The organism is Paracoccus saliphilus (assembly GCF_028553805.1).
Classification (GTDB): Bacteria; Pseudomonadota; Alphaproteobacteria; order Rhodobacterales; family Rhodobacteraceae; genus Paracoccus; species Paracoccus saliphilus.
The window spans coordinates 1,132,564-1,155,200 of record NZ_CP067140.1 but is presented as its reverse complement, the minus strand read 5'-3'; the positions used below and the strand labels follow the sequence as shown (position 1 = coordinate 1,155,200).

Annotated in this window: 19 protein-coding genes; 11 read left to right on the top strand and 8 right to left on the bottom strand. The window is 63.9% G+C overall.

Going from position 1 to position 22,637, the window contains the following annotated elements:
• Positions 1–71: 71 nt before the first annotated feature.
• Positions 72–1,007, bottom strand: a complete 936-nt coding sequence (locus JHX88_RS05375; RefSeq protein WP_076525404.1) for a pirin family protein — start codon at positions 1,005–1,007, stop codon at positions 72–74.
• Between the two features lie 166 nt (positions 1,008–1,173).
• Here JHX88_RS05375 and JHX88_RS05370 point away from each other — a divergent pair, with 166 nt between their 5' ends.
• From JHX88_RS05370 to JHX88_RS05360, 3 genes are all read left to right on the top strand, one after another.
• Entirely contained in the window at positions 1,174–2,691 is a 1,518-nt protein-coding gene (locus JHX88_RS05370) for a VOC family protein (RefSeq protein ID WP_076525406.1), read from the top strand.
• A 1-nt stretch (position 2,692) separates the two neighbouring features.
• On the top strand, positions 2,693–3,022 hold the full coding sequence (locus JHX88_RS05365) for a GNAT family N-acetyltransferase (RefSeq protein ID WP_076525408.1): 330 nt from the start codon (positions 2,693–2,695) through the stop codon (positions 3,020–3,022).
• Between the two features lie 103 nt (positions 3,023–3,125).
• On the top strand, positions 3,126–3,473 hold the full coding sequence (locus tag JHX88_RS05360) for a hypothetical protein (RefSeq protein WP_076525410.1): 348 nt from the start codon (positions 3,126–3,128) through the stop codon (positions 3,471–3,473).
• Between the two features lie 45 nt (positions 3,474–3,518).
• Here the strand turns inward: JHX88_RS05360 and JHX88_RS05355 are convergent, their stop codons facing one another.
• The 3 genes from JHX88_RS05355 to JHX88_RS05345 are packed head-to-tail and all read right to left on the bottom strand — an operon-like array spanning position 3,519 to position 6,733.
• Positions 3,519–4,115 carry an Isoquinoline 1-oxidoreductase subunit gene (locus JHX88_RS05355; protein WP_076525412.1) on the bottom strand — a complete coding sequence of 199 codons (597 nt, stop codon included), beginning with the start codon at positions 4,113–4,115 and terminating at the stop codon, positions 3,519–3,521.
• A gap of 14 nt (positions 4,116–4,129) precedes the next feature.
• Positions 4,130–6,268 (bottom strand): xanthine dehydrogenase family protein molybdopterin-binding subunit, encoded by a 2,139-nt coding sequence (locus JHX88_RS05350; RefSeq protein ID WP_076525414.1) that lies wholly within the window; start codon positions 6,266–6,268, stop codon positions 4,130–4,132.
• A gap of 3 nt (positions 6,269–6,271) precedes the next feature.
• Entirely contained in the window at positions 6,272–6,733 is a 462-nt protein-coding gene (locus JHX88_RS05345) for a (2Fe-2S)-binding protein (protein ID WP_076525416.1), read from the bottom strand.
• A gap of 195 nt (positions 6,734–6,928) precedes the next feature.
• On the opposite strand from JHX88_RS05345, the gene JHX88_RS05340 reads away from it, so the two are divergent.
• From JHX88_RS05340 to JHX88_RS05325, 4 genes are all read left to right on the top strand, one after another.
• On the top strand, positions 6,929–8,464 hold the full coding sequence (locus JHX88_RS05340; protein WP_076525418.1) for an asparaginase: 1,536 nt from the start codon (positions 6,929–6,931) through the stop codon (positions 8,462–8,464).
• Between the two features lie 96 nt (positions 8,465–8,560).
• The gene (locus JHX88_RS05335; protein ID WP_076525509.1) at positions 8,561–9,727 is read left to right on the top strand and encodes a nucleotide sugar dehydrogenase; all 1,167 of its coding nucleotides are present in this window, start codon (positions 8,561–8,563) and stop codon (positions 9,725–9,727) included.
• Between the two features lie 32 nt (positions 9,728–9,759).
• Positions 9,760–10,191, top strand: coding sequence for a type II 3-dehydroquinate dehydratase (gene aroQ, locus JHX88_RS05330; protein ID WP_076525420.1), 432 nt, complete (start codon positions 9,760–9,762; stop codon positions 10,189–10,191).
• A 52-nt stretch (positions 10,192–10,243) separates the two neighbouring features.
• Positions 10,244–11,458 carry a winged helix-turn-helix domain-containing protein gene (locus tag JHX88_RS05325; protein WP_076525511.1) on the top strand — a complete coding sequence of 405 codons (1,215 nt, stop codon included), beginning with the start codon at positions 10,244–10,246 and terminating at the stop codon, positions 11,456–11,458.
• 140 nt (positions 11,459–11,598) lie between these two features.
• Here JHX88_RS05325 and JHX88_RS05320 read toward each other — a convergent pair whose 3' ends face one another.
• The 3 genes from JHX88_RS05320 to JHX88_RS05310 all read right to left on the bottom strand — a co-directional run bounded on the left by JHX88_RS05320 (position 11,599) and on the right by JHX88_RS05310 (position 16,010).
• Positions 11,599–12,765, bottom strand: coding sequence for a M20 aminoacylase family protein (locus JHX88_RS05320; RefSeq protein ID WP_076525422.1), 1,167 nt, complete (start codon positions 12,763–12,765; stop codon positions 11,599–11,601).
• Positions 12,766–12,837: 72 nt separating this feature from the next.
• The gene (locus JHX88_RS05315; RefSeq protein ID WP_272848195.1) at positions 12,838–14,181 is read right to left on the bottom strand and encodes an NAD(P)/FAD-dependent oxidoreductase; all 1,344 of its coding nucleotides are present in this window, start codon (positions 14,179–14,181) and stop codon (positions 12,838–12,840) included.
• Positions 14,178–16,010, bottom strand: a complete 1,833-nt coding sequence (locus JHX88_RS05310) for an ABC transporter ATP-binding protein (RefSeq protein WP_076525515.1) — start codon at positions 16,008–16,010, stop codon at positions 14,178–14,180. The genes JHX88_RS05315 and JHX88_RS05310 overlap by 4 nt, the downstream gene beginning before the upstream one ends.
• 264 nt (positions 16,011–16,274) lie before the next feature.
• On the opposite strand from JHX88_RS05310, the gene JHX88_RS05305 reads away from it, so the two are divergent.
• The 4 genes from JHX88_RS05305 to JHX88_RS05290 all read left to right on the top strand — a co-directional run bounded on the left by JHX88_RS05305 (position 16,275) and on the right by JHX88_RS05290 (position 21,866).
• The gene (locus JHX88_RS05305; RefSeq protein WP_076525424.1) at positions 16,275–17,978 is read left to right on the top strand and encodes a peptide ABC transporter substrate-binding protein; all 1,704 of its coding nucleotides are present in this window, start codon (positions 16,275–16,277) and stop codon (positions 17,976–17,978) included.
• Positions 17,979–18,086: 108 nt separating this feature from the next.
• Positions 18,087–19,805 carry a peptide ABC transporter substrate-binding protein gene (locus JHX88_RS05300; protein WP_076525517.1) on the top strand — a complete coding sequence of 573 codons (1,719 nt, stop codon included), beginning with the start codon at positions 18,087–18,089 and terminating at the stop codon, positions 19,803–19,805.
• A gap of 65 nt (positions 19,806–19,870) precedes the next feature.
• Positions 19,871–20,878, top strand: a complete 1,008-nt coding sequence (locus JHX88_RS05295) for an ABC transporter permease (RefSeq protein ID WP_076525426.1) — start codon at positions 19,871–19,873, stop codon at positions 20,876–20,878.
• Positions 20,871–21,866, top strand: coding sequence for an ABC transporter permease (locus JHX88_RS05290; RefSeq protein ID WP_076525428.1), 996 nt, complete (start codon positions 20,871–20,873; stop codon positions 21,864–21,866). The genes JHX88_RS05295 and JHX88_RS05290 overlap by 8 nt, the downstream gene beginning before the upstream one ends.
• A gap of 96 nt (positions 21,867–21,962) precedes the next feature.
• Here JHX88_RS05290 and JHX88_RS05285 read toward each other — a convergent pair whose 3' ends face one another.
• The gene (locus tag JHX88_RS05285) at positions 21,963–22,634 is read right to left on the bottom strand and encodes a DUF1523 family protein (protein WP_076525430.1); all 672 of its coding nucleotides are present in this window, start codon (positions 22,632–22,634) and stop codon (positions 21,963–21,965) included.
• Positions 22,635–22,637: the final 3 nt, after the last annotated feature.

Here is a 22,637-nt window from a genome sequence, read left to right as displayed (position 1 = left end):
TGATGATTCCGAAGCCGCCTCGATGCTACGGGTGCGCGGCTTCGGGTTTGCTGATGGGAGTTGCCGGGTGCTCAATCGGGCAGCGGAATGAACTCCTCCCGGTCATCGACCGGCAGGTCGAACAGCCCCTGTCCCCATTGCTGCGCCTGCCATTCGCGTTTCGCCTCTTCGATCTTTTCCTTCGAGGAGGCGACGAAGTTCCACCAGATATAGCGGGGTCCGTTCAAGGTCTCTCCGCCAAGCGCCATCAGCCGCGCGCCGCGATCCCCGGCCGACACGGTGATCTGGTCGCCGGGGCGGAAGACCATCATCTGCCCAGCCTCGTATTCCTGTCCGGCGATGTGGATCGAGCCTTCGGTAATGTAGATCCCGCGATCCTCGTGATCGGTGGGCAGCGGGAAACGGGCGCGCGGCGCCAGCGTCACATCTAGGTAGAACGTATCGGAATAGAGCTTGGCAGGCGCGGTCTCGCCATAGGCGCGGCCAAGGATCAGCCGCGCCTCGATCCCCTGGTCGCGGATCTCGGGCAGGGCCTGCTTGCCGTGATGCTCGAATGCCGGGGCCATGTCCTCGTGGCTTTCGGGCAGGGCGATCCAGGTCTGGATGCCGAACAGGCTGTTCGGTCCCTGTCGCGCCGTGGCAGAGGTGCGTTCGGAATGCGTCACCCCCTTGCCCGCGACCATCCAGTTCAACTCGCCGGGGCGGATGACCTGATCGCTGCCGACGCTATCGCGGTGATGGAAGTCGCCGCGATAGAGATAGGTGACGGTGCCAAGTCCGATATGCGGATGCGGGCGCACATCGACACCCTGCCCGGTCAGGAACTCGGCTGGACCGGCCTGGTCGAAGAAGATGAACGGGCCGACCATCTGCCGCTTGGGCGCAGGCAGGGCGCGGCGCACCTCGAATCCGCCGATGTCGCGGGCGCGGGGAATGATCAGTGTCTCGATGGCGTCCGGGCCGATCTCGTCAGGGCAACCGGGGGCGAGTGCGGGGTTCCAGCTCATGGTGATCCTCCATTGGCTTGTGGCTTGGTGACAGGATGGTCCGAAACTGCCGAACAGCCAAGCCTTGATGCGTTCGGCAAACGCGAACGCCGGGTTGGGCCGGGGATTGCTGGTGTCGGGCTGGCACCTGCCTCATCTTTGTCACCAAGCAACAAGGAGTCATATCATGACCAGCGGAATTCATCATGTGACCGCCATCACCCGCGATGTGCAGGCGAATGTCGATTTCTGGATGGGCTTCCTGGGCCTGTCTCTGGTCAAGCAGAGCGCCGGTTTCGAGGATGCCGAGCAGCTTCATCTGTTCTATGGCAATGCCACCGCCGATCCCGGCACTTTGGTCAGTTTCCTTGTCTGGCAGGACGGTGCGCCCGGCCGGGTGGGTCATGGGCAGGTGGCCGAGATCTCGCTGGCCATTCCCCGCGCCCGGATCGGCGACTGGCTGACCCGCGCCATGCAGCGCCAGCTGCGGATCGAGGGGCCGTCGCGCGAATTCGGCGAACCGGTGCTGCGCCTGAAGGATCCCGATGGGATCATCGTCAAGCTGGTCGGCGCGGATGTTGCCGATACCGGTTGGCCCGCCGCGCCGCATGGGCTGCGCGCGGTCACGCTCTGGTCCGAGTTGCCGGAGCAGACCGCCGCCTTCCTGTCCCGGTTCGGTTATCGCGCCGAGACGGTCGCGGGCGGTGTGACGCGGCTGGTCTCGGACAGCGATGCGCTGGATATCCGCGATGCCTCGGGATTCGTGGCGGGTGTTCCCGGCACGGGCGTGATCGATCATGTCGCGCTGCGGATGCCGGACGTGGCCGCAATCGAGGATCACCGCGCCGCCTTGGCGCGTCTGAACAGCGGCGGGGTCACGGTCCATGACCGCAAGTATTTCACCTCGCTCTATATCCGCGAGCCGGGAGAAATCCTGATCGAACTGGCCACGGACGGCCCCGGTATGGGCATTGACGAGGCTCCCGGCCATCTGGGCGAGACGCTGATGATCCCGCCGCATTTTGCCGACCACGCCGATGATCTGCGCGTGTCGCTGCCGCAATTCGCCCGTCCGGGCGAGGAAAGGACCCCGATGAGAGATCTTCCCTTCACCCACCGCATACACCGGCCCGATCAGCCCGATGGCTCGACCCTGCTGCTGTTGCACGGCACCGGCGGCAACGAGGCCGACCTGATGCCGCTGGCCCATCACGTGAACCCGAACGCGACCCTGCTGGGCTTGCGCGGGCGATCCAGCGAAGAGGGCGTCACGCGCTTTTTCCGGCGCCTGTCGATGACGAGTTTCGACCAGGAGGATATCCGCGCCGAGGCAGCTGCCTTCGACGCCTTCATGAGCGGGGCGATTGCCGCCTATGAGCTTGACCCCGAGCGGATCACCGTGCTGGGCTATTCCAACGGCGCGAATTTCGCGGGGGCGGTGATGGCGCTTTATCCGGGGCTCTTGCGCCGGGCGATCCTGATCCGGCCCATGGCGGTGCTTGAGGACTTGCCGAGTCCCGATCTGACCGGCACAAGGGTGCTGACGCTGGCCGGTGCGCATGATCCTTACGGCGCTTATGCCCCGCGCCTGAACGATTGGCTGCGGGCCAGTGGCGCCGATCTGGACGACCGAACCACAGAGGCCGGGCATGAACTGGCGCAGGCCGATCTGGCCGCTGCGCAGGACTGGCTGAAAGGAGCATGAGATGACCGAGATCACCATCACCCGCGAGGAAATCGACGACCGCCATGGTCGCTACGTGGCGCGCGTCGCGGGCATCGATGCCGAGGCCGAGCTGACCTTTACCCGCCGGGCCGGCGACCGGATCAGCGCCGATCACACCGGCGCGCCCGAAGAGTTGCGCGGCACCGGCGCGGCGGGCGCATTGGTCCGGCACATGGTCGAGGATGCCCGGGCGAGCGGGTTCAGGATTATCCCGCTCTGCCCCTATGTGCAGGCGCAATATACCAAGCATCCCGACTGGTCGGATGCCTTTACCAACGCGCCGGGGGAGAAACCGAAACTGCCGGGATAGGGGCCAGAGGGTGTAACAACACCTATTTCCCGTCGTCCCGCACCGTGGCAATGATATGGGGCAGCACGGTTTGGCTGACAGGCCGGAAAAAACGGGGCGGCGGATGAACAGGATTGCCATCGCGGAAGGGGCGGCGGATGTCGCCCTGGTGCTTGGGGCGCTGGAAGCACATGGGTTCTCCCCCATCGCGACCGACAGGCATAGCGGCCTGACCCTTTCGAACTGGTTGCAGGCTCTGGGCGGCGTGAAGATTTTCGTTCCAGCCGTTGAGGCGGATGAAGCCACCACGCTTTTGGCCGGGCTCGGCATGCCGCGATGGCGCGCCCCTAGCCTCTGGGTGATCTTCGCATTCGCGTTTGCCTGGCTTATGGCAAGCGTCCCTCCGCCCGGGCTCGGCAATTACCTGATCCGTCGTCCCGGCATGGACGTCTCCGCCTTGGACGGTCCCTGACCGAGAGGGCAAGGGCCGCCCAAGAGCCGGGCAAGCACCCGCCGGTTATCCCGGGCAGGCCGCGCCAGTGTCGATCCAGGCTTGAGTCAGCTGGCCGAACTGTTCCTGCGAGCCCGGTGCGGGGGTGCGGCCCTCGCCCGGTTCCCAGCCCCAACCGACCAGGCCGTCCTCGGCCATATGCTCGTGCAGTTCCTCCAGCGAGCGGTCGCCATTGCGTTCCGGATCCTTGAGCTGCTCGCAGATCTCGCCAAGGCCAAGCCCGACCCATGCCATCTCGACCGGGGCGAGCGACCACGGCTCGTGGCCGGGGATGCTTTCGACCCCGCCGACGCCGGTGGTCTCGAAATTCTCGGCACCGTGGCAGGTGTTGCAGGTCATGCCGGGTGCGCCGAAATCGGCATCGCCGCGCACCACCGGAGGCTCATGCGGCTGCATGTCGTCGCCCTGTGTCGGGCCGTCCTTGGGGTGACAGTTCAGGCAGCGCGGATGGGTCAGGACCTTGCCCATCTCTTCGAAGATCGCCGCCGAGCGTTCGGTCTGATCCTCGATGCTCTCGAAATCGGCGGGCGCACGCAGATCCTGCGCCGCCGCCGGGACGGCCAGCACCACGGCCAGCGCAAGCGAAAGGGGGAAGCGTTTCATGCGGGTCTCCTTTCTCATGCGACCGGGATGATGGGCAGGCGGCGATAGGCATTGCCGGTCATCCGGCGCCACGCATTGGCGATGGCCGGGGCGATCGGTGGGGTGCCGGGTTCGCCCACGCCGGTGGGCGCCTCGGCAGAGGGGATGATCGCCACCTCGATGGCGGGCATCTCGGGGATGCGCAGGATGCGGTAGCTGTCCCAGTTTTGCTGCCGGATCAGGCCGCCCTCGTCCAGCGTGACCTCGCTGTAGAGCGCGGCGGACAGGCCGTAACCGATGCCCCCCTCCATCTGCGCGCGCACGACATTGGGATTGACGGCCAGCCCGCAATCGACCGCGCACCAGACGCGGCGGACATGGGGAATGCCGCCGCGATCCTCGATCTCGGCGATCTGGGCGACATAGCTGCCGAAGGATTTCACCACCGCCACGCCATAGCCGTAATCGCCGGACTGATCGGCCATCTCGGCCACGCGCTCGAGCACGGCCCTCTCGCGGGGATGGTCGTCGCCCATCAGCGCGAGGCGGCCCTCGATCGGATCCTTGCCGGCTTTTTCCAGCAATTCGTCGATGAAACATTCGACCGCATAGCCGGTATGGGTATGCCCGACCGAGCGCCACCATAGCGTCGAGACCGGCGATTCCATCTGCGCCCAACGCAGCCGGTGATTTGCCGTGGCGTAATGCAGCTCGTTCGCGCCCTCGAAGGCGGTGAAATCGGGACCGCCCTGCAGCATCGCCTCGAAAGGCGTGCCCATGACCACCGATTGCGCGGCGATGCCGTGATCCCATGCCTTGATGCCGCCCTGGTCGTCCAGCGCGGCGCGCATGTGATGGACCGTCAGCGGCCGGTAATAGCCGCCCTGCACGTCATCCTCGCGCGTCCACATCAGTTTGACCGCGCCCTTGCCATTGGCCTTCGCGACCTCGGCCGCCTCGGCGGCGAAATGTGAATCGGGCGTGGCGCGGCGGCCAAAGCTGCCGCCTGCCAGCATGGTGTGCAGGCGGACATTCTCGACGCCCAGAACCTTGGCGATGGTGCCCTGATCGCCGGTCTGCATCTGGCTGCCCATCCAGACCTCGGCCTCGCCGTCGCGCAGCTCGACCACGGCATCCAGCGGCTCCATCGGGGTATGGGCGAGATAGGGGAAGACATAGGTGGCCTCGACGATCTCGGAGCCCTCAAGCGCGGCCTCGACATCACCGGTGTTGGTAACCTCCCATTTTCCGCCTGCCTTGGCGGCGGTGGTCCATTCCTCGATCATCGCATCGCTCGAACGGGTCTCGGCCTCTGCCTCGTCCCATTCGATTTCCAGCGCATCGCGCCCTTTCAGAGCGGCATAGGTGTTATCGGCATAGACCGCGACGCCGGTCGGAACCTGCGCGACCTTTTGCACCCCCGAGACCTGCAAGGCGGCACTATCGTCGAAACTCGCGACCTTCGCCCCGAATTTGGGCGGATGGGCGACCACGGCGGTCAGCATGCCGTCGCGATAGACGTCCAAGGTGAATTGCGCGGAGCCATCCGTCTTGGCGCTGCTGTCCACCTTGGGAAGATCGGTGCCGATCAGCTTGAACTGGTCGGGCTCCTTCACCGGCGGATCCTCGGGCGCGGTCTGCTGCGAAGCGGCCTCGGCCAATTCGCCGAAGGTTGCGGATTGATCGCCCGCGCTGACGATGCCCTTGTCGATGGTGATCTCATCGGCGGCCACTCCGAAGCGCTCGGCAGCGGCGGCGATCAACATCGCCCGCGCACCGGCCCCGGCCTTGCGCATCTGCATGAAGCTGTTGGCCATCGCCGTCGAGCCACCGGTGCCCTGCATCCCGAAGGCGGTATTGGCGTATTTCTCGACATCGGCAGGGGCGGCGGCGGCGCGCATCTGCGACCAGTCGGCATCCATCTCTTCGGCCACAAGGGTGGTCAGGCCGGTATAGGGGCCCTGCCCGAACTCGATATGCTTGATCAGGACGGTCACGGTATTATCCGGGGCTACGCGGATGAAGGCATTAGCCGACATCTCGCCCGAGCCCTCGGGAAGTTCGTTGAAAAAGGCGGCCGCGCCGGATTTCTGCTGTGCGCGGGCAAGCCCCGGCAGGGCGACTGCAACGATCAGCCCGCTCAGGAAGGCGCGGCGGCTGGTATGGATATTCATGGCTCAGCCCTCCAATGTCTTGGCGGCGTCATGGATCGCCTGCCGGATGCGGACATAGGTGGCGCAGCGGCAGATATTCCCGGCCATCGCGTTGTCTATATCCTCATCACTGGGCGAGGCGACCTGCTGTAACAGCGAGGTCGCGCTCATCACCTGCCCGGACTGGCAATAACCGCATTGCGGCACGTCGATGGCACGCCAAGCGGCCTGCACCGCCTCGGCTTCGGGGCCGCTCAACCCCTCGATCGTGGTGATATCCGAACCTTCAACCATGGAAACCGGCGTCACGCAGGAACGGCGGGTCATGCCGTTCAGATGCACCGTGCAGGCACCGCATTGCGCGATGCCGCAACCGAATTTCGTTCCTGTCAGGCGCAATTCGTCCCGCAGAACCCAGAGCAGCGGCGTATCGGGATCGACATCGACGCTGCGCTCTTCTCCATTGACTGTAAAGCTGATTGTCATGCTGGCATTCCTCTGCTGGCACCGGCAGAGTAACGCGAAAACGGCCCGTTTGCGAGTTCTTGAAATCTGCGCGTAAGATCCCATGTCGGTTAATCATGCCATCGACGACGAATGCGTCGATCAGCCCCCTTCCCCACTTTGACGCCCGCCCTTCCCCGGCCTATGAGGCAAGAGGCGGTAGCGAGGGAAACGGCCATGAAGATCTGCATTCTCAACACCGGCGGCACGATCAGCAGTGTCGGCTCACCCCTGGCGCCCATGTCCGCCGCCCGTTTCGCTGAGGCGGCCGAGGCCATCCTGGCGCCGATGATCGCGGCTTCCCTACCGGGAATGGAGCTGCATTTCGACAATTCCCTGCGCTTTTCCGATCATGGCACGGGCGCGCTGGACAGCACCAATCTGCAGCCCCGCGACTGGTGCCGGATCGCGGATGCGGTGCTGAATGCCTATGCCGATCACGACGGTTTCGTGATCCTGCATGGCACCGATACGATGGATTTCACCGGCGCGGCCCTGCCGCTTCTGCTGAACGTCACGGACGAATACGGTTTCGGCCGTGCCGTCCTGTCCAAGCCGGTGATCCTGACCGGGGCGCAACTGCCGATGTTCCGGGACACGCCCGAGGGGCTGGTCCTGAACGCGGGCAGCGACGCCTTCGCCAATTTCTGCGGGGCGCTGGCCTGTGCCCGGTTGCGCATCCCCGAACTGGCGCTGTTCTTCGATGGCAAGCTGCTGCGCGGCAACCGGGCGGTCAAGGTCTCGACCACGCGCTTCGCCGCCTTCGAGTCGCCGCATCTGCCGCCGCTGGCCGAGACCGGGATCGAGGCCTGGCACGGTCATGCCACCGCCCTGCCCGGCCCCGCCGCGCCGCATCTGTCGCTGGACGATCCGGAGGCGCGGCGGATGGCGCACGAGCGGCTAAGCGCCATCGACGCCGCGATGGACAGGCATCCGGTGATCCAGCTGAATGCCTTTCCGACGCGCTTCCAGGGGGACAGCCCCCTTGCCCGCATGATCGGGGATGCCGTCGCAGCCGGGATCAGGGGGATCGTGCTGGAATCCTATGGCGAGGGGAATTTTCCTTCGGGCGATACCGATGATGCCAGCCAAGGGGCAATCTGCAAGGCACTGAAGGCCGCCACGCAGGCCGGGGTGGTGGTGGTGGATGGCACCCGCGTCATCGGCGGGCAGGTCGGGGAGTTCCATTACGCGGCAGGCGCATGGATGGCCGAGGCCGGAGCGATCAGCGCGGGTGACATGACCCCGATGGCGGCATTCGCCAAGACCATGATCCTGTCCGCCGCCGCGGAATATCACGGCTGGAACGCGGCCACGCTACGCGCGATGATCCGGCGCAGCCTGGCGGGCGAGTGCAGCTCTGCCGACCGATTGGACAGCCGCCTGAACCCGGTGTTGAACCCCGGGCAGTCCCTGTCCGCCGCGGATGGCGCTGCGCGGCTGGTCAATGATCCCGATCACGGCATCGCATTGACCGGTGCGGATGGAAAAACCCTCTGGTCCCCGGCGCCGGACCGTCCCGGGCGCCTGGTTCTGCCCCCCAACGGCAGGCTTGCCTGTTTCACACCGGACGGGACTGCCTTGTGGCAGCAGGCCGCGCCGGAAAAGCCGATGGCGGATGCCTGCCTGTTGTTGCGCTGTGACCCGCAGGGACAGCCGGTGCTGGAACTTCGCGGCGCCGACGGCGTCCTCGCGACCAGCATCCCGCGCTGAGCCGTTACTGGACAGCACCCGGCGCAATGCCTAAACCGGCTGGAACGTCTTGCCATCCGATCAATCCGGGAAACCGCCATGCCACCGCGCCAGAACATTCCGATCGCCGTTGCCGGGCTTGGCTATGTCGGGCTGTCGAATGCCGTCCTGCTTGCCCAGAACCACGAGTTGCGCGCCTTCGATATCGATACGACGCGGGTCGAGATGGTCAATGCACGCCGCTCGCCCATCGAGGACAACGAGATCTCCGAATTCATGGCCGAAAAGCCCTTGCAGCTGACGGCCACCACCGATGCGCGGGAAGCATTGGAGGGGGTCGAATTCGTGGTCGTGGCAACCCCGACCAATTATGACCCGCGCACGAACCGCTTCGACACCTCGACGGTCGAGGCGGTCATCGCCGATGCGCGCCGGATCGCCCCCGAAGCGACGATCATCGTCAAATCCACCGTGCCGGTTGGCTTCGTGACACGGATACGGGACGAGACCGGCTTCGACGGCATCATCTTTGCCCCCGAATTCCTGCGCGAAGGCCGGGCGCTATACGATAACCTGCATCCCTCGCGCATCGTGATCGGGGATCATGGCGAGGCCGCGCATCGCTTTGCCGATCTGATGGTCGAGGGGGCGATCCGCAAGGACATGCCGGTGCTGTTCACCGGCCCGGTCGAGGCCGAGGCGATCAAGCTGTTCTCGAACACCTATCTCGCCCTGCGCGTCGCCTATTTCAACGAATTGGACAGCTATGCCCTGCAGCACGGGCTGAGCACGCATGAGATCATCACCGGCGTCAGCCTCGATCCGCGCATCGGCGATCACTACAACAATCCCAGCTTCGGTTACGGCGGCTATTGCCTGCCCAAGGACACCAGGCAGTTGCTGGCCAATTACGAGGACGTGCCACAGAACCTGATCTCGGCCATCGTGCAGTCGAACACGACGCGCAAGGATTTCATCTCGGAACGGATCGTCGCGCGCAAACCGCGCGTGGTCGGGATCTACCGGCTGGTGATGAAGGCGGGCTCGGATAATTTCCGCGACAGTTCGATCCAGGGGATCATGAAACGGATCAAGGCCAAGGGGATCGAGGTGATCGTGTACGAACCGGTGCTGAAGGACGACCTGTTCTTCAATAGCCGTGTCATCCGCGACCTGGGCACCTTCAAGGCCGAAGCGGACCTGATCCTGGCCAATCGCCGGACCGAGGATCTTGCCGATGTGGCCGACAAGGTCTTTACACGCGATCTTTTCGGGGCAGACTGACGGGCAAGGCGAAACCGGGGCGGAGAACGACAATGGCGATCATCTATGTGCTGAACGGGCCGAACCTGAACCTGCTGGGCAAGCGCCAGCCCGAGATCTACGGGCGCGAGACGCTGGAAGATGTCGAGTTGCTGTGCCGTGACGCGGCGGGCGGGCACGAGATCCGTTGCCTGCAATCGAACTGGGAAGGCCAGATCGTCGACTGGATCCACGAGGCGCGTGAAAAAGCAGCCGCCATCGTCATCAACCCCGCCGCGCTGACCCATACATCGGTCGCGGTGCTGGACGCGCTGAATAGCTTCGACGGCCCGGTCTTCGAGGTCCATATCAGCCAGGTCCACAAGCGCGAGCCCTTCCGCCACCATTCCTATGTCTCGCTGCGCGCCGACGGGGTGATCGCGGGCCTCGGCATCGAGGGTTATGCCGCAGCGGTCCGGCGTGCGGTTTCGCTGCTCGGGGAGTAGGAACCGCGCAGAATGGATTGCCGCTGTGGGCAGCTCGCGCTATCGCTGTGTCATGACCGGTTTTCATCTCGACAATGCGACGGCGCGGCGGGTCTTTCTCGACCGTCACGCCCTTGCCGAACCGCCGACCGGCCCCGCCGGGCCGAACGAGATCCAAGCTTTGATCGAACGCTTGGGATTCGTGCAAGTCGACAGCGTGCAGACCGTCGCCCGCGCCCATCACATGATCTTGTGGTCGCGCAGGCAGCGCTATCGCCCCGCCACCCTGTCGCGGCTGCTGGAGCGTGAACGCAGCCTGTTCGAGAACTGGACCCATGACGCCGCGATCATCCCGACCCGGTTCTTTCCCTATTGGCACGAGAAATTCCGCCGCAGCCGCAAGCGGATGGAAGAGCGCTGGCCGAAATGGCAGGGAGACGCCTTCCTGGGCGAATGCGACGACGTCCTGTCGCGGATCGCCCACGCGGGGCCGCTGACGGCGGGCGAGGCCGGCGACGGCAAGGCCGGGAATGGTGGTGGCTGGTGGGAATGGCAGCCCGCAAAGGCGGCACTGGAATTCCTGTGGCGCGGCGGCGATCTGGCCATCGCCCGGCGCGAGGGGTTCCGCAAGTTCTACGATCTCACCGAGAAGGTGATCCCCGAAACGCATCGCGGGCCCGCCCCTTCGGACCAGACGCTGGATTGGGCCTGCAACGCAGCGCTGGACCGGCTCGGCTTTGCCACTCATGGCGAGATCGCGGCATTCTGGGACCTGTTTTCCCCGGCGGAAGCCCGCGACTGGTGCCTTGTCGAAATGGCGGCCGGACGGCTGGTCGAAGGTCGGATCGAAGCGGCGGATGGCCGCGCCTACCGCGCCTATGCCCGCCCCGGGATGGCCGAAACAGCCGGGCTCATCGCCGAACCACCCTCGGGCCGCATCCGCATCCTGTCGCCCTTCGACCCCGCCCTGCGCGACCGCAAGCGCACCGAGCGGTTATTCGGTTTCCGCTACCGGATCGAGATCTTCGTCCCCGAGGCCAAGCGCGAATACGGCTATTATGTCTTTCCCGTCATGGAAGGCGCGCGCCTGATCGGCCGTCTCGATGCCAAGGCCCTGCGCGATTCCGATTGCCTTTCCGTCCGCGCCTTCTGGCCCGAACCCGGCCTGCGGATGGGCAAGGCCCGTCTTGCCCGGCTGGAGGCGGAACTCGACCGGCTGACCCGGTTCGCAGGCTGCGCGCTGGTCGAATATGCCGATGGCTGGCTGCGCGAGGCGATACCCGGATAGGACATGATCCGGCCACCATGACGGCCCGAGCTCAGCGAAAATCGTGATCCCGCGCATTTTCTTCTTCATGCAAATATCCTCGGGGGGTGCCGGGGGGCGAAGCGCCCCCGGCTGTCGCGGGACGCGATCCCACCGCCATCTCAGGCGGCGGGCATCCGCGTCTCGACCATCCCGGCATACCAGCTCGAACCGGCCGGGATCGCATCGTCGTTGAAGTTATAGGCCGGGTGATGAACCATCGCCGTGTCCCCATTGCCAACGAAGATATAGGCGCCGGGACGCTCGTTCAGCATGTAGCTGAAATCTTCGCCGCCCATCATCGGCTGCATGGTCAGATCCACGTCTCCGGCGATCTCGCGCGCCACATCGGCAGCCCAGACCGTCGCTTCTTCGTTGTTCATCGTCACCGGGTAGCCACGATGGTAATCGATCTCGACGCTGGCTCCCATGGCGGCGGCGACATTGGTCGCGACGCGCTTGATCCCCTCTTCCAGCTGGTCGCGGACCTCAGGGGCAAGGCTGCGCGCGGTACCTTTCAGTTCGACCACCTGCGGAATGACGTTATGCGCCGTCGAGTCGGTCGAGACGACGCAGACCGAGATCACCGCGTTCTTCAGCGGATCGATATTACGCGCCACGACGGATTGCAGCGCCACGATGATCTGGGATGCGGTCAGGGTCGTGTCGATGCATTCATGCGGCTTGGCGGCATGGCCGCCCTTGCCGGTCACGGTGATGTCGAACTGATCGGCGGCGGCCATCATCGCACCGGGACGGATCGCGAATTCACCGACGGGAATGCCCGGCATGTTATGCATGCCATAGAATTCCTGGATTCCCCAACGTTCGGCCAACCCGTCCTTGATCATCGCGTCGCCACCCGCGCCACCCTCTTCGGCGGGCTGGAAGACGACCACCGCGGTGCCGTCGAAATTGCGCGTCTCGGCCAGGTATCGCGCCGCACCCAACAGCATCGCCGTATGGCCGTCATGCCCGCAGGCATGCATTTTGCCCGGCGTTTTCGAGGCGTATTCCACCCCGGTCTGCTCATTGATCGGCAGGGCGTCCATATCGGCGCGCAGGCCGATCACCCGCCCCTTGCTGTCGGTCTTGCCCTTGATGACGCCGACGACGCCGGTCTGGCCGATGCCTTCGGTCACCTCGTCGCAGCCGAACTCGCGCAGCAAATCCGCGACCTTTCCGGCGGTGCGGTGGACGTCGTAAAGCAATTCGGGATGTTCATGGAAATCGCGTCGCCACGCGGTGATTTCGGGCAAAAGCTCTGCAAAGCGGTTCTTGACTGGCATGATGTTCTCCTTCGCCGCACAGGATGCGGACTTTGTGCAGAGTCTGCAAGGGGCCGAAGGGGTGCCGGTGGATCACAATTCGGGGCCGAGCGTGACCGGCGAGCCATCCGAGAATCGTGCGAAGCGGAAACGCTCCAGGTCGAAGCCGGATTCTCCGCCGCGGATCAGATCGGCCATGACCCGCCCCACTCCGGGCCCGATGCCGAAACCATGGCCGGACAGGCCCGTGGCGATGAAGAAACCCCGGATCGTGGTTTCATCCAGCACCGGCACCTGGTCGGGCGTAGTGTCGATCATCCCCGCCCATGCTGCCCGCAAGCGGGGGCGTCCTATCGCCGGAAATGTCGCCGCGAAATCCTCTTGCAGCCGGGCCAGCGCGGTGGCGTTGGGCTCCGGGTTGAGCATCCGCATCGCCTCGAAGGGCGAGGCGCGGTCGGCAGACCATCGGCGCGGTGTCCCCCATGCGTCCGGATAGCCTTTCGGGGCACGAATTTGCAGCCGGGTCTGGCTCAGGTCGCGGCGGATCAGCGGCAGGTAGCTGCGCGAGTGGCGGAAAGCGGCGGGACCGATCCAGAAATCATGCGTGGTGCCGGGGGCCAGCGTATAGCCACCATCGGCACGGCGGCGGAAGGCGAACTTGGAATCGGCGGCCGCGCCGCTCCAGAATTCGGGAAGCGGTTCGGTCGCGGCCACGGTGGCGCGAACCGAAAGCTGCGGCAGGGATATCCCGGCATTGCCCGCGAACAATCCCGACCACGCCCCTCCGGCGAGCAGCACGCGATCTGCGCGGACGGGACCGTCCTCGGTGATCACGCCGGAGACATGACCGGCCGAGATATCCAGCGCCCGGACCGCGCAATGTTCCCGGATCGTGACACCCTCGCCCACCGCCAATCTCGCGATGGCCGGAACGGCGACACCCGGTTCGGCGCGCATATCCGAGGGCGTGACCAGCGCGCCCTGCCAGCCCGCATCATTGGGCAGCAGCCCGTCCAGTTCCGCCCGCCCCATGATCCGGCTGTCCAGGCCATGGGCATGGGCTATTGTCAGCCATGCCTCGTATCGCGCCAGCGCCGCCTCGTCGGAGGCGAGATAGCTGACCCCGCAGGTCGTCAGGCCCAGTTCCTCGCCGATCTCCTGCGCCAGTCCCCGCCATTGCTGACGGGCCATCATCATGATCGGCAGTTCCGCCTCGTCCCGGCCCTGCGCCCGGACCCAGCCCCAGTTGCGAGAAGATTGCTCGCCCGCGATCAGTCCCTTTTCGCATAGCACCACCGACAATCCGTCGCGGGCAAGGTAAAGCGCCGTAGTCACGCCCGCGATGCCGCCACCGATAACGACCACATCCGCGGCCTCGGGCAGATCGGCGCGGAATTGCGGCGCGCCGCCCGGAGCGATAGGAGGATCGGCCCTCACGAATGGGTCACCGGATCGACCAGCACGCGATGGCCTGGCGCGACCTCTTGATAGACCGAGGGCTTGGGCTGGTAATCGACCGGATGCATCGGCGAGGGAATCGGGCTGAAATTCAGGTCGTCGCTGATCTTCTTCTGCCGGGGATCGGCGACCGGAACGGCCAGCATCAACTGCTTGGTATAGCTGTGCTGCGGATTCTCGAAGACCTGTTGACGGGTTCCCATCTCGACGATTCGGCCCAGATACATGACCCCGACGTGATGGCTGACCCGTTCGACCACCGCCATGTCATGGCTGATGAACAGCATCGAGATACCCAGATCCTGCTGCAATTCCATCAGCAGGTTCAGCACCTGCGCCTGCACCGAGACATCCAGAGCCGACACGGCCTCGTCCGCGATGATCAGCTTGGGGTTCAGCGCCAGCGCGCGGGCGATGGCAATCCGCTGTCGCTGGCCGCCCGACATCTCGTGCGGATAGCGGCGCATGAAGCTGCGCGGCAGTTCCACCCGGTCGAACAGGGCGGCGATGCGGTCCTCGCGTTCGGACCGGCTGCCGATACCGAAATTCTGCATCGGCTCAGCCACTTGGTCATAAAGCTTCATATGCGGGTCGAGGCTGGCAAAGGGATCCTGGAAGATCATCTGCATGTCGCGGCGGGCCTTGCGCAGGCCCGATTGCGACAGCGCCAGGATATCGGTGCCGTCGATGGACACCTTGCCCGATTCCGGTTCGACCAGGCGCAGGATCGAACGACCGCAGGTGGATTTCCCGCAACCGGATTCGCCCACCAGCGACATGGTTTCGCCGGAATTGATGGTGAAGGAGACATCCTCGACCGCGTGCACATTGGCGACAACGCGGCGCAGCACCCCACCCTTGACGGAGAAACGGGTAACGAGGTTTTCAACCCTCAGCAGCGGCTTGGGGTCCTTCACGATGATCGATTCGGGTTCACCCAGACTACCGTCATGCATCAACCGCAGACGTTCGGGGGCGGGCTTGCCGGTCATCTCGCCCAAGCGCGGCACGGCGGCCAGCAGCATCTTCGTGTAATCCTCGCGCGGTGACTCGAAGATCTGCTCGACCGGCCCCTCCTCGACCTTGTCGCCGCGATACATGACGACGACACGATCTGCCATCTGCGCGACCACGGCCATGTCGTGGGTGATGAATAATACGGCAATCTGCTTTTCGCGCTTGAGCCGGTCGATCAGGGCGAGGATCTCGGCCTGGATGGTGACGTCCAGCGCGGTCGTCGGCTCGTCGCAGATCAACAGGCTGGGTTCGCAGGCCATGGCGATGGCGATGACGACACGCTGGCGCATGCCGCCCGACAATTCATGGGGATATTGATCGAGGCGCCGCTCGGGCTCGGGGATGCGAACCTGCTTGAGGATTTCCAGCGCGCGGGCGCGTGCCTGGGACGTGTTCAACCCGCGATGCTCGATCAGCCCCTCGGTCAGCTGGTCGCCGACCGTGAAAACGGGGTTCAGCGCGGTCATCGGCTCCTGGAAAATCATCCCGATCCGGTTGCCGCGAATGTCGCGCATGACGGGGGCGCCCTGTGTGGCAAGGTCGATGGGCTTGCCGTCGCCGGGATCGAACATGAGCTGGCCATTGGTGATCGTTCCGCCGCCGAATTCGACCAGCCGCATCAGCGAAAGCGAGCTGACCGACTTGCCCGAGCCCGATTCGCCCACGACGCAGACGCATTCGCCGGGCTTGATGTTGAAGCTGATATCCTTGACGCCCACCACGGTGCCGTCATTCGTCTCGAACTCGACCCGAAGGTTCTCAAAGGAAACAAGCGGTTTCTGGTCCAGCATCATAAGCCCCCGATCATCTGTCCCGGATGGAGGCTAGCGGCAGGTGAAAGAATGTCAAAGCCGAAACTTTCATCCCGAGGATGTGGATAGGGCTTGCCATCGCGGGGTGGATTGTTTGAAACTGCAAACATTCCGCAGGGAAACGGTACCATAACAAAGACCCGGACAATACGGGACAGGAAATGAGAAAACCAATCCGAACAATGGATTACCATTTCATATGGCTTCGACCCGTGCGGCTGTTTCATCCAACGGGAGAATGTCATGAAACTGAAGACCTTGCTGATGTGCGCCGCCGCATCGATGGCCCTGGCCCCTGCTGCCATGGCCGAGCGCGGCAGCGACGGAGAGGTGAATGTCATCATGTGGCAGGCGCCATCGACGATGAACATGTACCTGTCCAGCGGAACCAAGGACATCATCGCCGCCAGCATGGTGCTGGAGCCTTTGGCCGGCTTCCAGCCCGACGGCACGTTGTTCCCTGAACTCGCAGAAGAAATCCCCACTCTTGAAAACGGCGGCATCTCCGAAGATCTGAAAACCATTACATGGAAGCTGAAAGAGGGCTTGAAATGGTCTGACGGGACGCCGTTCACCTCGGCAGACGTGGTCTTCACGGCCGAATACTGCATGCATCCCGAAGGGGGTTGCGCACAGCTGGCGAAATATGAAGGTATCGAGTCGGTCGAGGCAGTCGACGACCTGACCGTCAAAGTCAGCTTCACCGAGCCGCGCCCCGACCCTTACTCGGCCTTCGTCGGCGGACAATCGACGATCATCCAGAAGGCGCAGTTCGAGAAATGCCTTGGCGCGGCCGCGCCCACCTGCACCGAGGAAAACTTCAACCCGATCGGGACCGGGCCGTTCCGAGTCGCTTCATTCAAAACCAATGACGTGATCGAGTTCGAGGCCAATCCCGAATATCGCGATCCCGAGAAGCCGGCTTTCGCCAAACTGACCATGAAAGGTGGCGGCGATGCCGCAGCAGCAGCACGCTCGGTACTGGAAACCGGTGAATTTGACTATGCGTGGAACACCCAGCTTGCGCCTGATGTGATCGCGGGAATGGAAGCAGCGGACAAGGGCAAGGTCCACTCCGCGTTCGGCAGCCTTGTCGAACGGTTGATGGTTAATCTGACAGATCCCTCCTCGAGCCTGCCCGACGGTGAGCGCTCAACGACCCAGCACCCGCATCCCTTTCTGACCGATCCGGCCGTGCGCAAGGCGCTTTCGATGGCCATCGACCGCGAATTGCTGGTCGAGATCGGATACGGCACAGCAGGCAAACCGACCTGCAACCTCGTCCCCGCGCCGGAAGCATGGGCCTCGCCCAATACAGATTGCATGACGCAGGATATCGAGGGCGCGAAGAAACTGCTCGATGAAGCCGGTTGGGTTCCGGGCGGTGACGGTGTGCGGGAAAAGGACGGCGTAAGGCTGTCGATGGTCTACCAGACTTCGGTCAACGCCGTGCGTCAGGATTTCCAGGCGTTGATCAAGCAGTGGTGGTCCGAGATTGGCGTGGAAACCGAACTGAAAACCATTGACGCGTCGGTGTTCTTTGGCGCTGACGCGGGCTCGCCCGACACGCTGCAGAAGTTCCATGCCGATATCGAGATGTATGCCAATAATTTCGAAGGCAACAATCCCGAGCCCTATCTGGCCAAGTTCACATGCGAAAAGGCTCCGGGTCCGGATAACCAGTGGCAGGGCGAAAATATCGTCCGCTTCTGCGACGAGGAATATGACAAGCTAGTCGCAGAACTGGGCCATACCACCGGTATGGAAGAGCGCGGCAAGCTGGGTCAGAAACTCAACGAAATGCTGACCAAAGATACCCACTCGATCATCCCGCTGGTCTATCGCGGCACTGCCTCGGCCGTCAGCAACTCGCTGGGCGGCGTTCAGTTGAATGCCTGGGATACCGAGTTGTGGAACGTTCAGGACTGGCACCGCGTCGAGGAATAAGCCTCTGGAATCACGGCCATGCCCGCCCCTGTGGCGGGCATGGCCGAAACGGAAAGCGGCCCCGCCAGGCGGGAGAATCCGCGAGATTGCAACGGGAAGGGAAATTCGATGTCCATCAAGACACTCAAGACCGGCCTGCTGACAGGCGCCGCGACAGCCGTGGCACTGGCAGCCGCACCCGCATTCGCCGAACGCGGCTCGGATGGAGAGCTGAAATTGCTGCTCTGGCAAGCTCCGTCCACGCTGAATGTCTATCTTTCGACCGGCACCAAGGACATGCTGGCCTCGTCGCTGATCCTCGAACCACTGGCCACTTTCGCACCGGATGGCGAGATCGTCCCGCGCCTCGCGGCCGAGATTCCCACTGTCGAGAATGGCGGGATATCCGAAGATCTGACTTCGATCACCTGGACCATAAAGGAAGGGGTGACCTGGTCGGACGGCACGCCGCTGACCGCGGAGGACGTGAAATTCACCGCCGATTACTGCATGAATGACGAAGGCGGCTGCGCGCAATCGGCCAAGTTCACCGGCGTGAAGAATGTCGAGGCGATCGACCCCCAAACCGTCAAGATCACCTTTGACGGCCCACGCCCACATCCTTACGACGCTTTCGTGGGTGCGCAGGCCCCGGTCATTCAAAAGGCACAATTCGAGAATTGCACCGGGGCGAAGGCCGCGACCTGTACCGACGAGAATTTCGGCCCGATCGGCACGGGCCCCTTCCGGGCGGTCGATTTCAAGACCAATGACGTGGTGACGCTGGAGGCGAACCCCGAATATCGCGACGCGGAACTGCCGGCATTCGCAAATGTCACCCTGAAGGGCGGTGGCGATTCGACGGCGGCGGCGCGGGCGGTGCTGGAGACCGGCGAATACGACTACGCCTGGAATATCCAGCTTGCGCCCGATGTGCTGGAGGGCATGCTGGCCGCGGGCATGGGCAAGCTCGAAGTCGATTTCGGCGCCACGGTCGAACATCTGCAACTGAACCTCACCGATCCCTCGCCGGACCTGCCCGAGGGCGAGCGGGCGACGGTGGATCATCCCCACCCCATCCTGTCGGATCTCAAGGTCCGTCAGGCGCTGTCCATGGCCATCGACCGGCAGCTTCTGAACGAGATCGGCTATGGCGAGACCGGCAAGGCGACCTGCAACATGGTCCCCGCCCCCGAGATCTTCGCATCCGACAACCCTGATTGCCTGACGCAGGATATCGAGGGCGCCAAGGCCCTGCTGGACGAGGCGGGCTGGACTGTCGGCGGCGATGGCGTACGCGAGAAGGATGGCAGGAAACTGAAATTGTTGTTCCAGACCTCTGTCAACGCGGTGCGTCAGGATTTCCAGGCGCTGATCAAGCAGTGGTGGTCCGAGATCGGAGTCGAGACCGAGTTGAAGACCGTCGATGCCAGCGTCTATTTCGGCGGCGATCCCGGCTCGCCCGACACGATCGTCAAGTTCTATGCCGATGTCCAGATGTACACCGATGTCTATGACGGCACCGATCCGGGAAGCTACCTGGCCGAGCGGGCCTGCGATCAGATCCCCAGCCCCGAGAACCAGTGGCAGGGCGAGAACAATGTCCGCTACTGCAACGAGGAATACGAGGCGCTGATCGAAGAGATGTCGCAGACCGCGGGCACCGAGGCGCGGGCGGAACTTGCCCGGAAGATGAACCTGATGATCACCCGTGATTCGATGACCCATCTGCCGCTGATCGCGCGCGGCCGTGTCTCGGTCAGTTCGAACCGGCTCGGCGGCGTTCACATGAATGCCTGGGACAGCGAATTCTGGAACGTCGCCGATTGGCATCGCGTCGAAGAATGATCGCAATCCGGCCCGGCCGCTAGCGGCCGGGCCGGGTCCATCCTGACGCGTCAAAGAGGTTCCGGATGCTGAATTTCACGATCCGCCGAGTATTGCTGGCGATCCCGACCCTGCTGTTCATTTCGCTGGTGATCTTTCTGCTCTTGGAGGCCTCGCCCGGCGACCCCCTGGGCGATGTGCCGCTGACCGTCCCTCCAGAGGTCAAGGAAAAGATGCGCGAGGCGCTTGGCCTCGGCCGGCCGTGGTATATCCGCTACGTGTTGTGGCTGAAGCAGTTTTTCTGGGTCGAGCCGCTGTTCTGGACCGACCAGTTGCTGGGCACCTATTTCAGTGACGGGATGCAGCGGGTCATCAGCTTCCAGTCGCGCAGCCCGGTCTTTGACGTGATCGTGCAGCGCATGCCGCAGACGCTGACCGTGGTGGGCATGTCCTATATCGTCGGCGTGATGATCGCGATCCCGATCGGCATCCTGTCGGCCTACAAGCAATATAGCTGGTTCGACCAGCTCGGCACCTTCATCTCGATGGTCGGTTTCTCGATGCCGACCTTCTTTACCGGGGTGGTGCTGATCATCATCTTCGGGGTCAAGCTGCAATGGTTCCCCTCGGTCTACGACACGACGCATGAGGTGCAGGATTGGGATAGCGTCATGGTGCAGGTGCGGCAGATGATCATGCCGGTGACGGTGCTGGCACTGTATAACGCCGCGCAGATCAGCCGTTTCATGCGGGCCTCTATGCTGGACAATCTGGGGCAGGACTATGTCCGGACCGCCCGCGCCAAGGGATTGGGAGAACGCAAGGTTGTGCTGAAACACGTTCTGCGCAACAGCCTCATCCCGGTGGTGACGGTCATCGCATTGGGGCTGCCCACGGTGTTCGGCGGCGCGATCATCACCGAGCAGGTGTTCAAGGTGAACGGGTTGGGACAGTTGCTGATCTCGGCCATCCACGCCAATGACATCCCGATGGTGCTGACGCTCACCTTCATCTTCGCCATCCTGATCGTCACATTCACGCTGATTGCCGATGTTCTCTATGGCGTGCTGGACCCGAGGATTCGCTATGACTGAGACAGAACGCCAGCAACGGATGAATACCGACGAACTGATCGAGGAAACCGCCGGGGCAGCCGCCGCGACAAGCGCCCTGCCACCCGACGATCCACAGGTCGCCGGTGGCGAGACCCGCAGCCAGTGGCGCGATGTCTGGCGGCAATTCCGCAGCCACCGGGGTGCCATGGTAGCGCTGGTGCTGTTTGTCGGGGTGCTGCTTTTCGTATCGATCGGGCCGTGGATCTGGACGCTCGATCCGACCTATGTCGATATCCGCGCCCGCAATAGCGGCTTTTCCATCGACCACCCCCTGGGCACGGACCAGCTGGGCCGCGACATGCTGGCCCGGCTGATGGCGGGCGGACGCGTCTCGATCGCGGTGGGGCTGACGGCGATGCTGATCGCCATCTTCCTGGGCAGCACGATCGGGGTTCTGTCGGGCTATTTTCGCCGGCTCGACGCGCCGCTGATGCGGTTGACGGAACTGTTCCTGGCACTGCCCTTGCTGCCCCTGCTGCTCTTGATGGTGACGCTGTTCCGCGAACCGCTCTCGCAATCCTTCGGCCCGGCCATGGGCATCTTCATGCTGATCGTCTCGGCCATCGGCGCGACAAGCTGGATGCAATCGGCCCGGATCGTGCGCGGCGATGTGCTGGGGCTGAAAGAGCGCGAATTCATCCTGGCCGCCAGGTCAATCGGTACGCCGCCGCGCCGGATGATCCTGCGGCATATCCTGCCCAATGTCCTGTCGCCGATCATGGTCGCCGCGACCCTGGGGATCGCCACCGCGATCATCACCGAGAGCGCGCTGAGCTTCCTGGGACTGGGTTTCCCGCCGGATTTCCCGACATGGGGACGGCTGCTCTATGATGCGGTCGACCAGATGGTGCTTTATCCGAGCAGGGTGATCCTGCCGGGTGTGTTCATCTCGCTGACGGTGCTATGCGTGAACTATATCGGTGACGGTCTGCGCGACGCGATGGATCCGCGGATCCGGGGGCGTTGAGGGGGCTCTGCCCCGCCGCGCGTACCGCGCGACTCCCCGGGATATTTGGATGAAGAAGAAGGGGCGCGAGAGAAGTTTCACCGCGCCCCTTTCTCGTCATTTGCGAGGCTTGCCCCTGAACGTGTCAAACCAGCGGCGGAAGCGGCCGCGGACCTCGCCCACCTCGGAACTGACGCGATCTGTGGCATCGTCCCATGTGTCATCGACGGATTGGATCGCCGGATCGATCGTGCGTTGCCGGAATTGCGCCCACATGCGCCAGGCCAGCACAAGCAGCAGGAAAAGCACGCCAAGGATGATCATGGCGGGCCAGTTGCGGGGGCGTTCATTTGGCCCGGACAGCGTGTCGATGGCGATGGCGTTCGGATAGGCAGTCAGCCACGGAATACGCCATCCATAGGCGGTGACGCTGACCCATTGCGGATCGGCGCCACTGGACTTCAGGTTGGTCGCCTCGGAATGCAGGTTGGCGCTGTCATATTTGAGATAGGGGGGCCAGATCCAACCGGTATCCTCGTTGCGATAGACGAAGACCTTGCCGCCGGGCCGAACCGTGTCGATGAAGCGGACATCGCGCTGGCCCGAGGCGTTCTCGACCGTGCCGGTATCCTCGGACGCATAGAAGATCGCGTTGGACGAGGTGACCGAGGTCAGCCGGTTATAGGTATTGGTGATCCGCACCGTGTTCTTGGACGGCAACGCGTAGTCGAGAAACATGAATACCGCGACTCCGAGCAGCACCCCGAGGACAACCTTGATATAATACATGCG

Bases quoted from the DNA above. Each gene is read 5' to 3' on its own strand.
- JHX88_RS05375 (WP_076525404.1), bottom strand. From the start codon at position 1,007: ATGAGCTGGAACCCCGCACTCGCCCCCGGTTGCCCTGACGAGATCGGC.
- JHX88_RS05370 (WP_076525406.1), top strand. From the start codon at position 1,174: ATGACCAGCGGAATTCATCATGTGACCGCCATCACCCGCGATGTGCAG.
- JHX88_RS05365 (WP_076525408.1), top strand. From the start codon at position 2,693: ATGACCGAGATCACCATCACCCGCGAGGAAATCGACGACCGCCATGGT.
- JHX88_RS05360 (WP_076525410.1), top strand. From the start codon at position 3,126: ATGAACAGGATTGCCATCGCGGAAGGGGCGGCGGATGTCGCCCTGGTG.
- JHX88_RS05355 (WP_076525412.1), bottom strand. From the start codon at position 4,115: ATGAAACGCTTCCCCCTTTCGCTTGCGCTGGCCGTGGTGCTGGCCGTC.
- JHX88_RS05350 (WP_076525414.1), bottom strand. From the start codon at position 6,268: ATGAATATCCATACCAGCCGCCGCGCCTTCCTGAGCGGGCTGATCGTT.
- JHX88_RS05345 (WP_076525416.1), bottom strand. From the start codon at position 6,733: ATGACAATCAGCTTTACAGTCAATGGAGAAGAGCGCAGCGTCGATGTC.
- JHX88_RS05340 (WP_076525418.1), top strand. From the start codon at position 6,929: ATGAAGATCTGCATTCTCAACACCGGCGGCACGATCAGCAGTGTCGGC.
- aroQ (WP_076525420.1), top strand. From the start codon at position 9,760: ATGGCGATCATCTATGTGCTGAACGGGCCGAACCTGAACCTGCTGGGC.
- JHX88_RS05325 (WP_076525511.1), top strand. From the start codon at position 10,244: ATGACCGGTTTTCATCTCGACAATGCGACGGCGCGGCGGGTCTTTCTC.
- JHX88_RS05320 (WP_076525422.1), bottom strand. From the start codon at position 12,765: ATGCCAGTCAAGAACCGCTTTGCAGAGCTTTTGCCCGAAATCACCGCG.
- JHX88_RS05310 (WP_076525515.1), bottom strand. From the start codon at position 16,010: ATGCTGGACCAGAAACCGCTTGTTTCCTTTGAGAACCTTCGGGTCGAG.
- JHX88_RS05305 (WP_076525424.1), top strand. From the start codon at position 16,275: ATGAAACTGAAGACCTTGCTGATGTGCGCCGCCGCATCGATGGCCCTG.
- JHX88_RS05300 (WP_076525517.1), top strand. From the start codon at position 18,087: ATGTCCATCAAGACACTCAAGACCGGCCTGCTGACAGGCGCCGCGACA.
- JHX88_RS05295 (WP_076525426.1), top strand. From the start codon at position 19,871: ATGCTGAATTTCACGATCCGCCGAGTATTGCTGGCGATCCCGACCCTG.
- JHX88_RS05290 (WP_076525428.1), top strand. From the start codon at position 20,871: ATGACTGAGACAGAACGCCAGCAACGGATGAATACCGACGAACTGATC.
- JHX88_RS05285 (WP_076525430.1), bottom strand. From the start codon at position 22,634: ATGTATTATATCAAGGTTGTCCTCGGGGTGCTGCTCGGAGTCGCGGTA.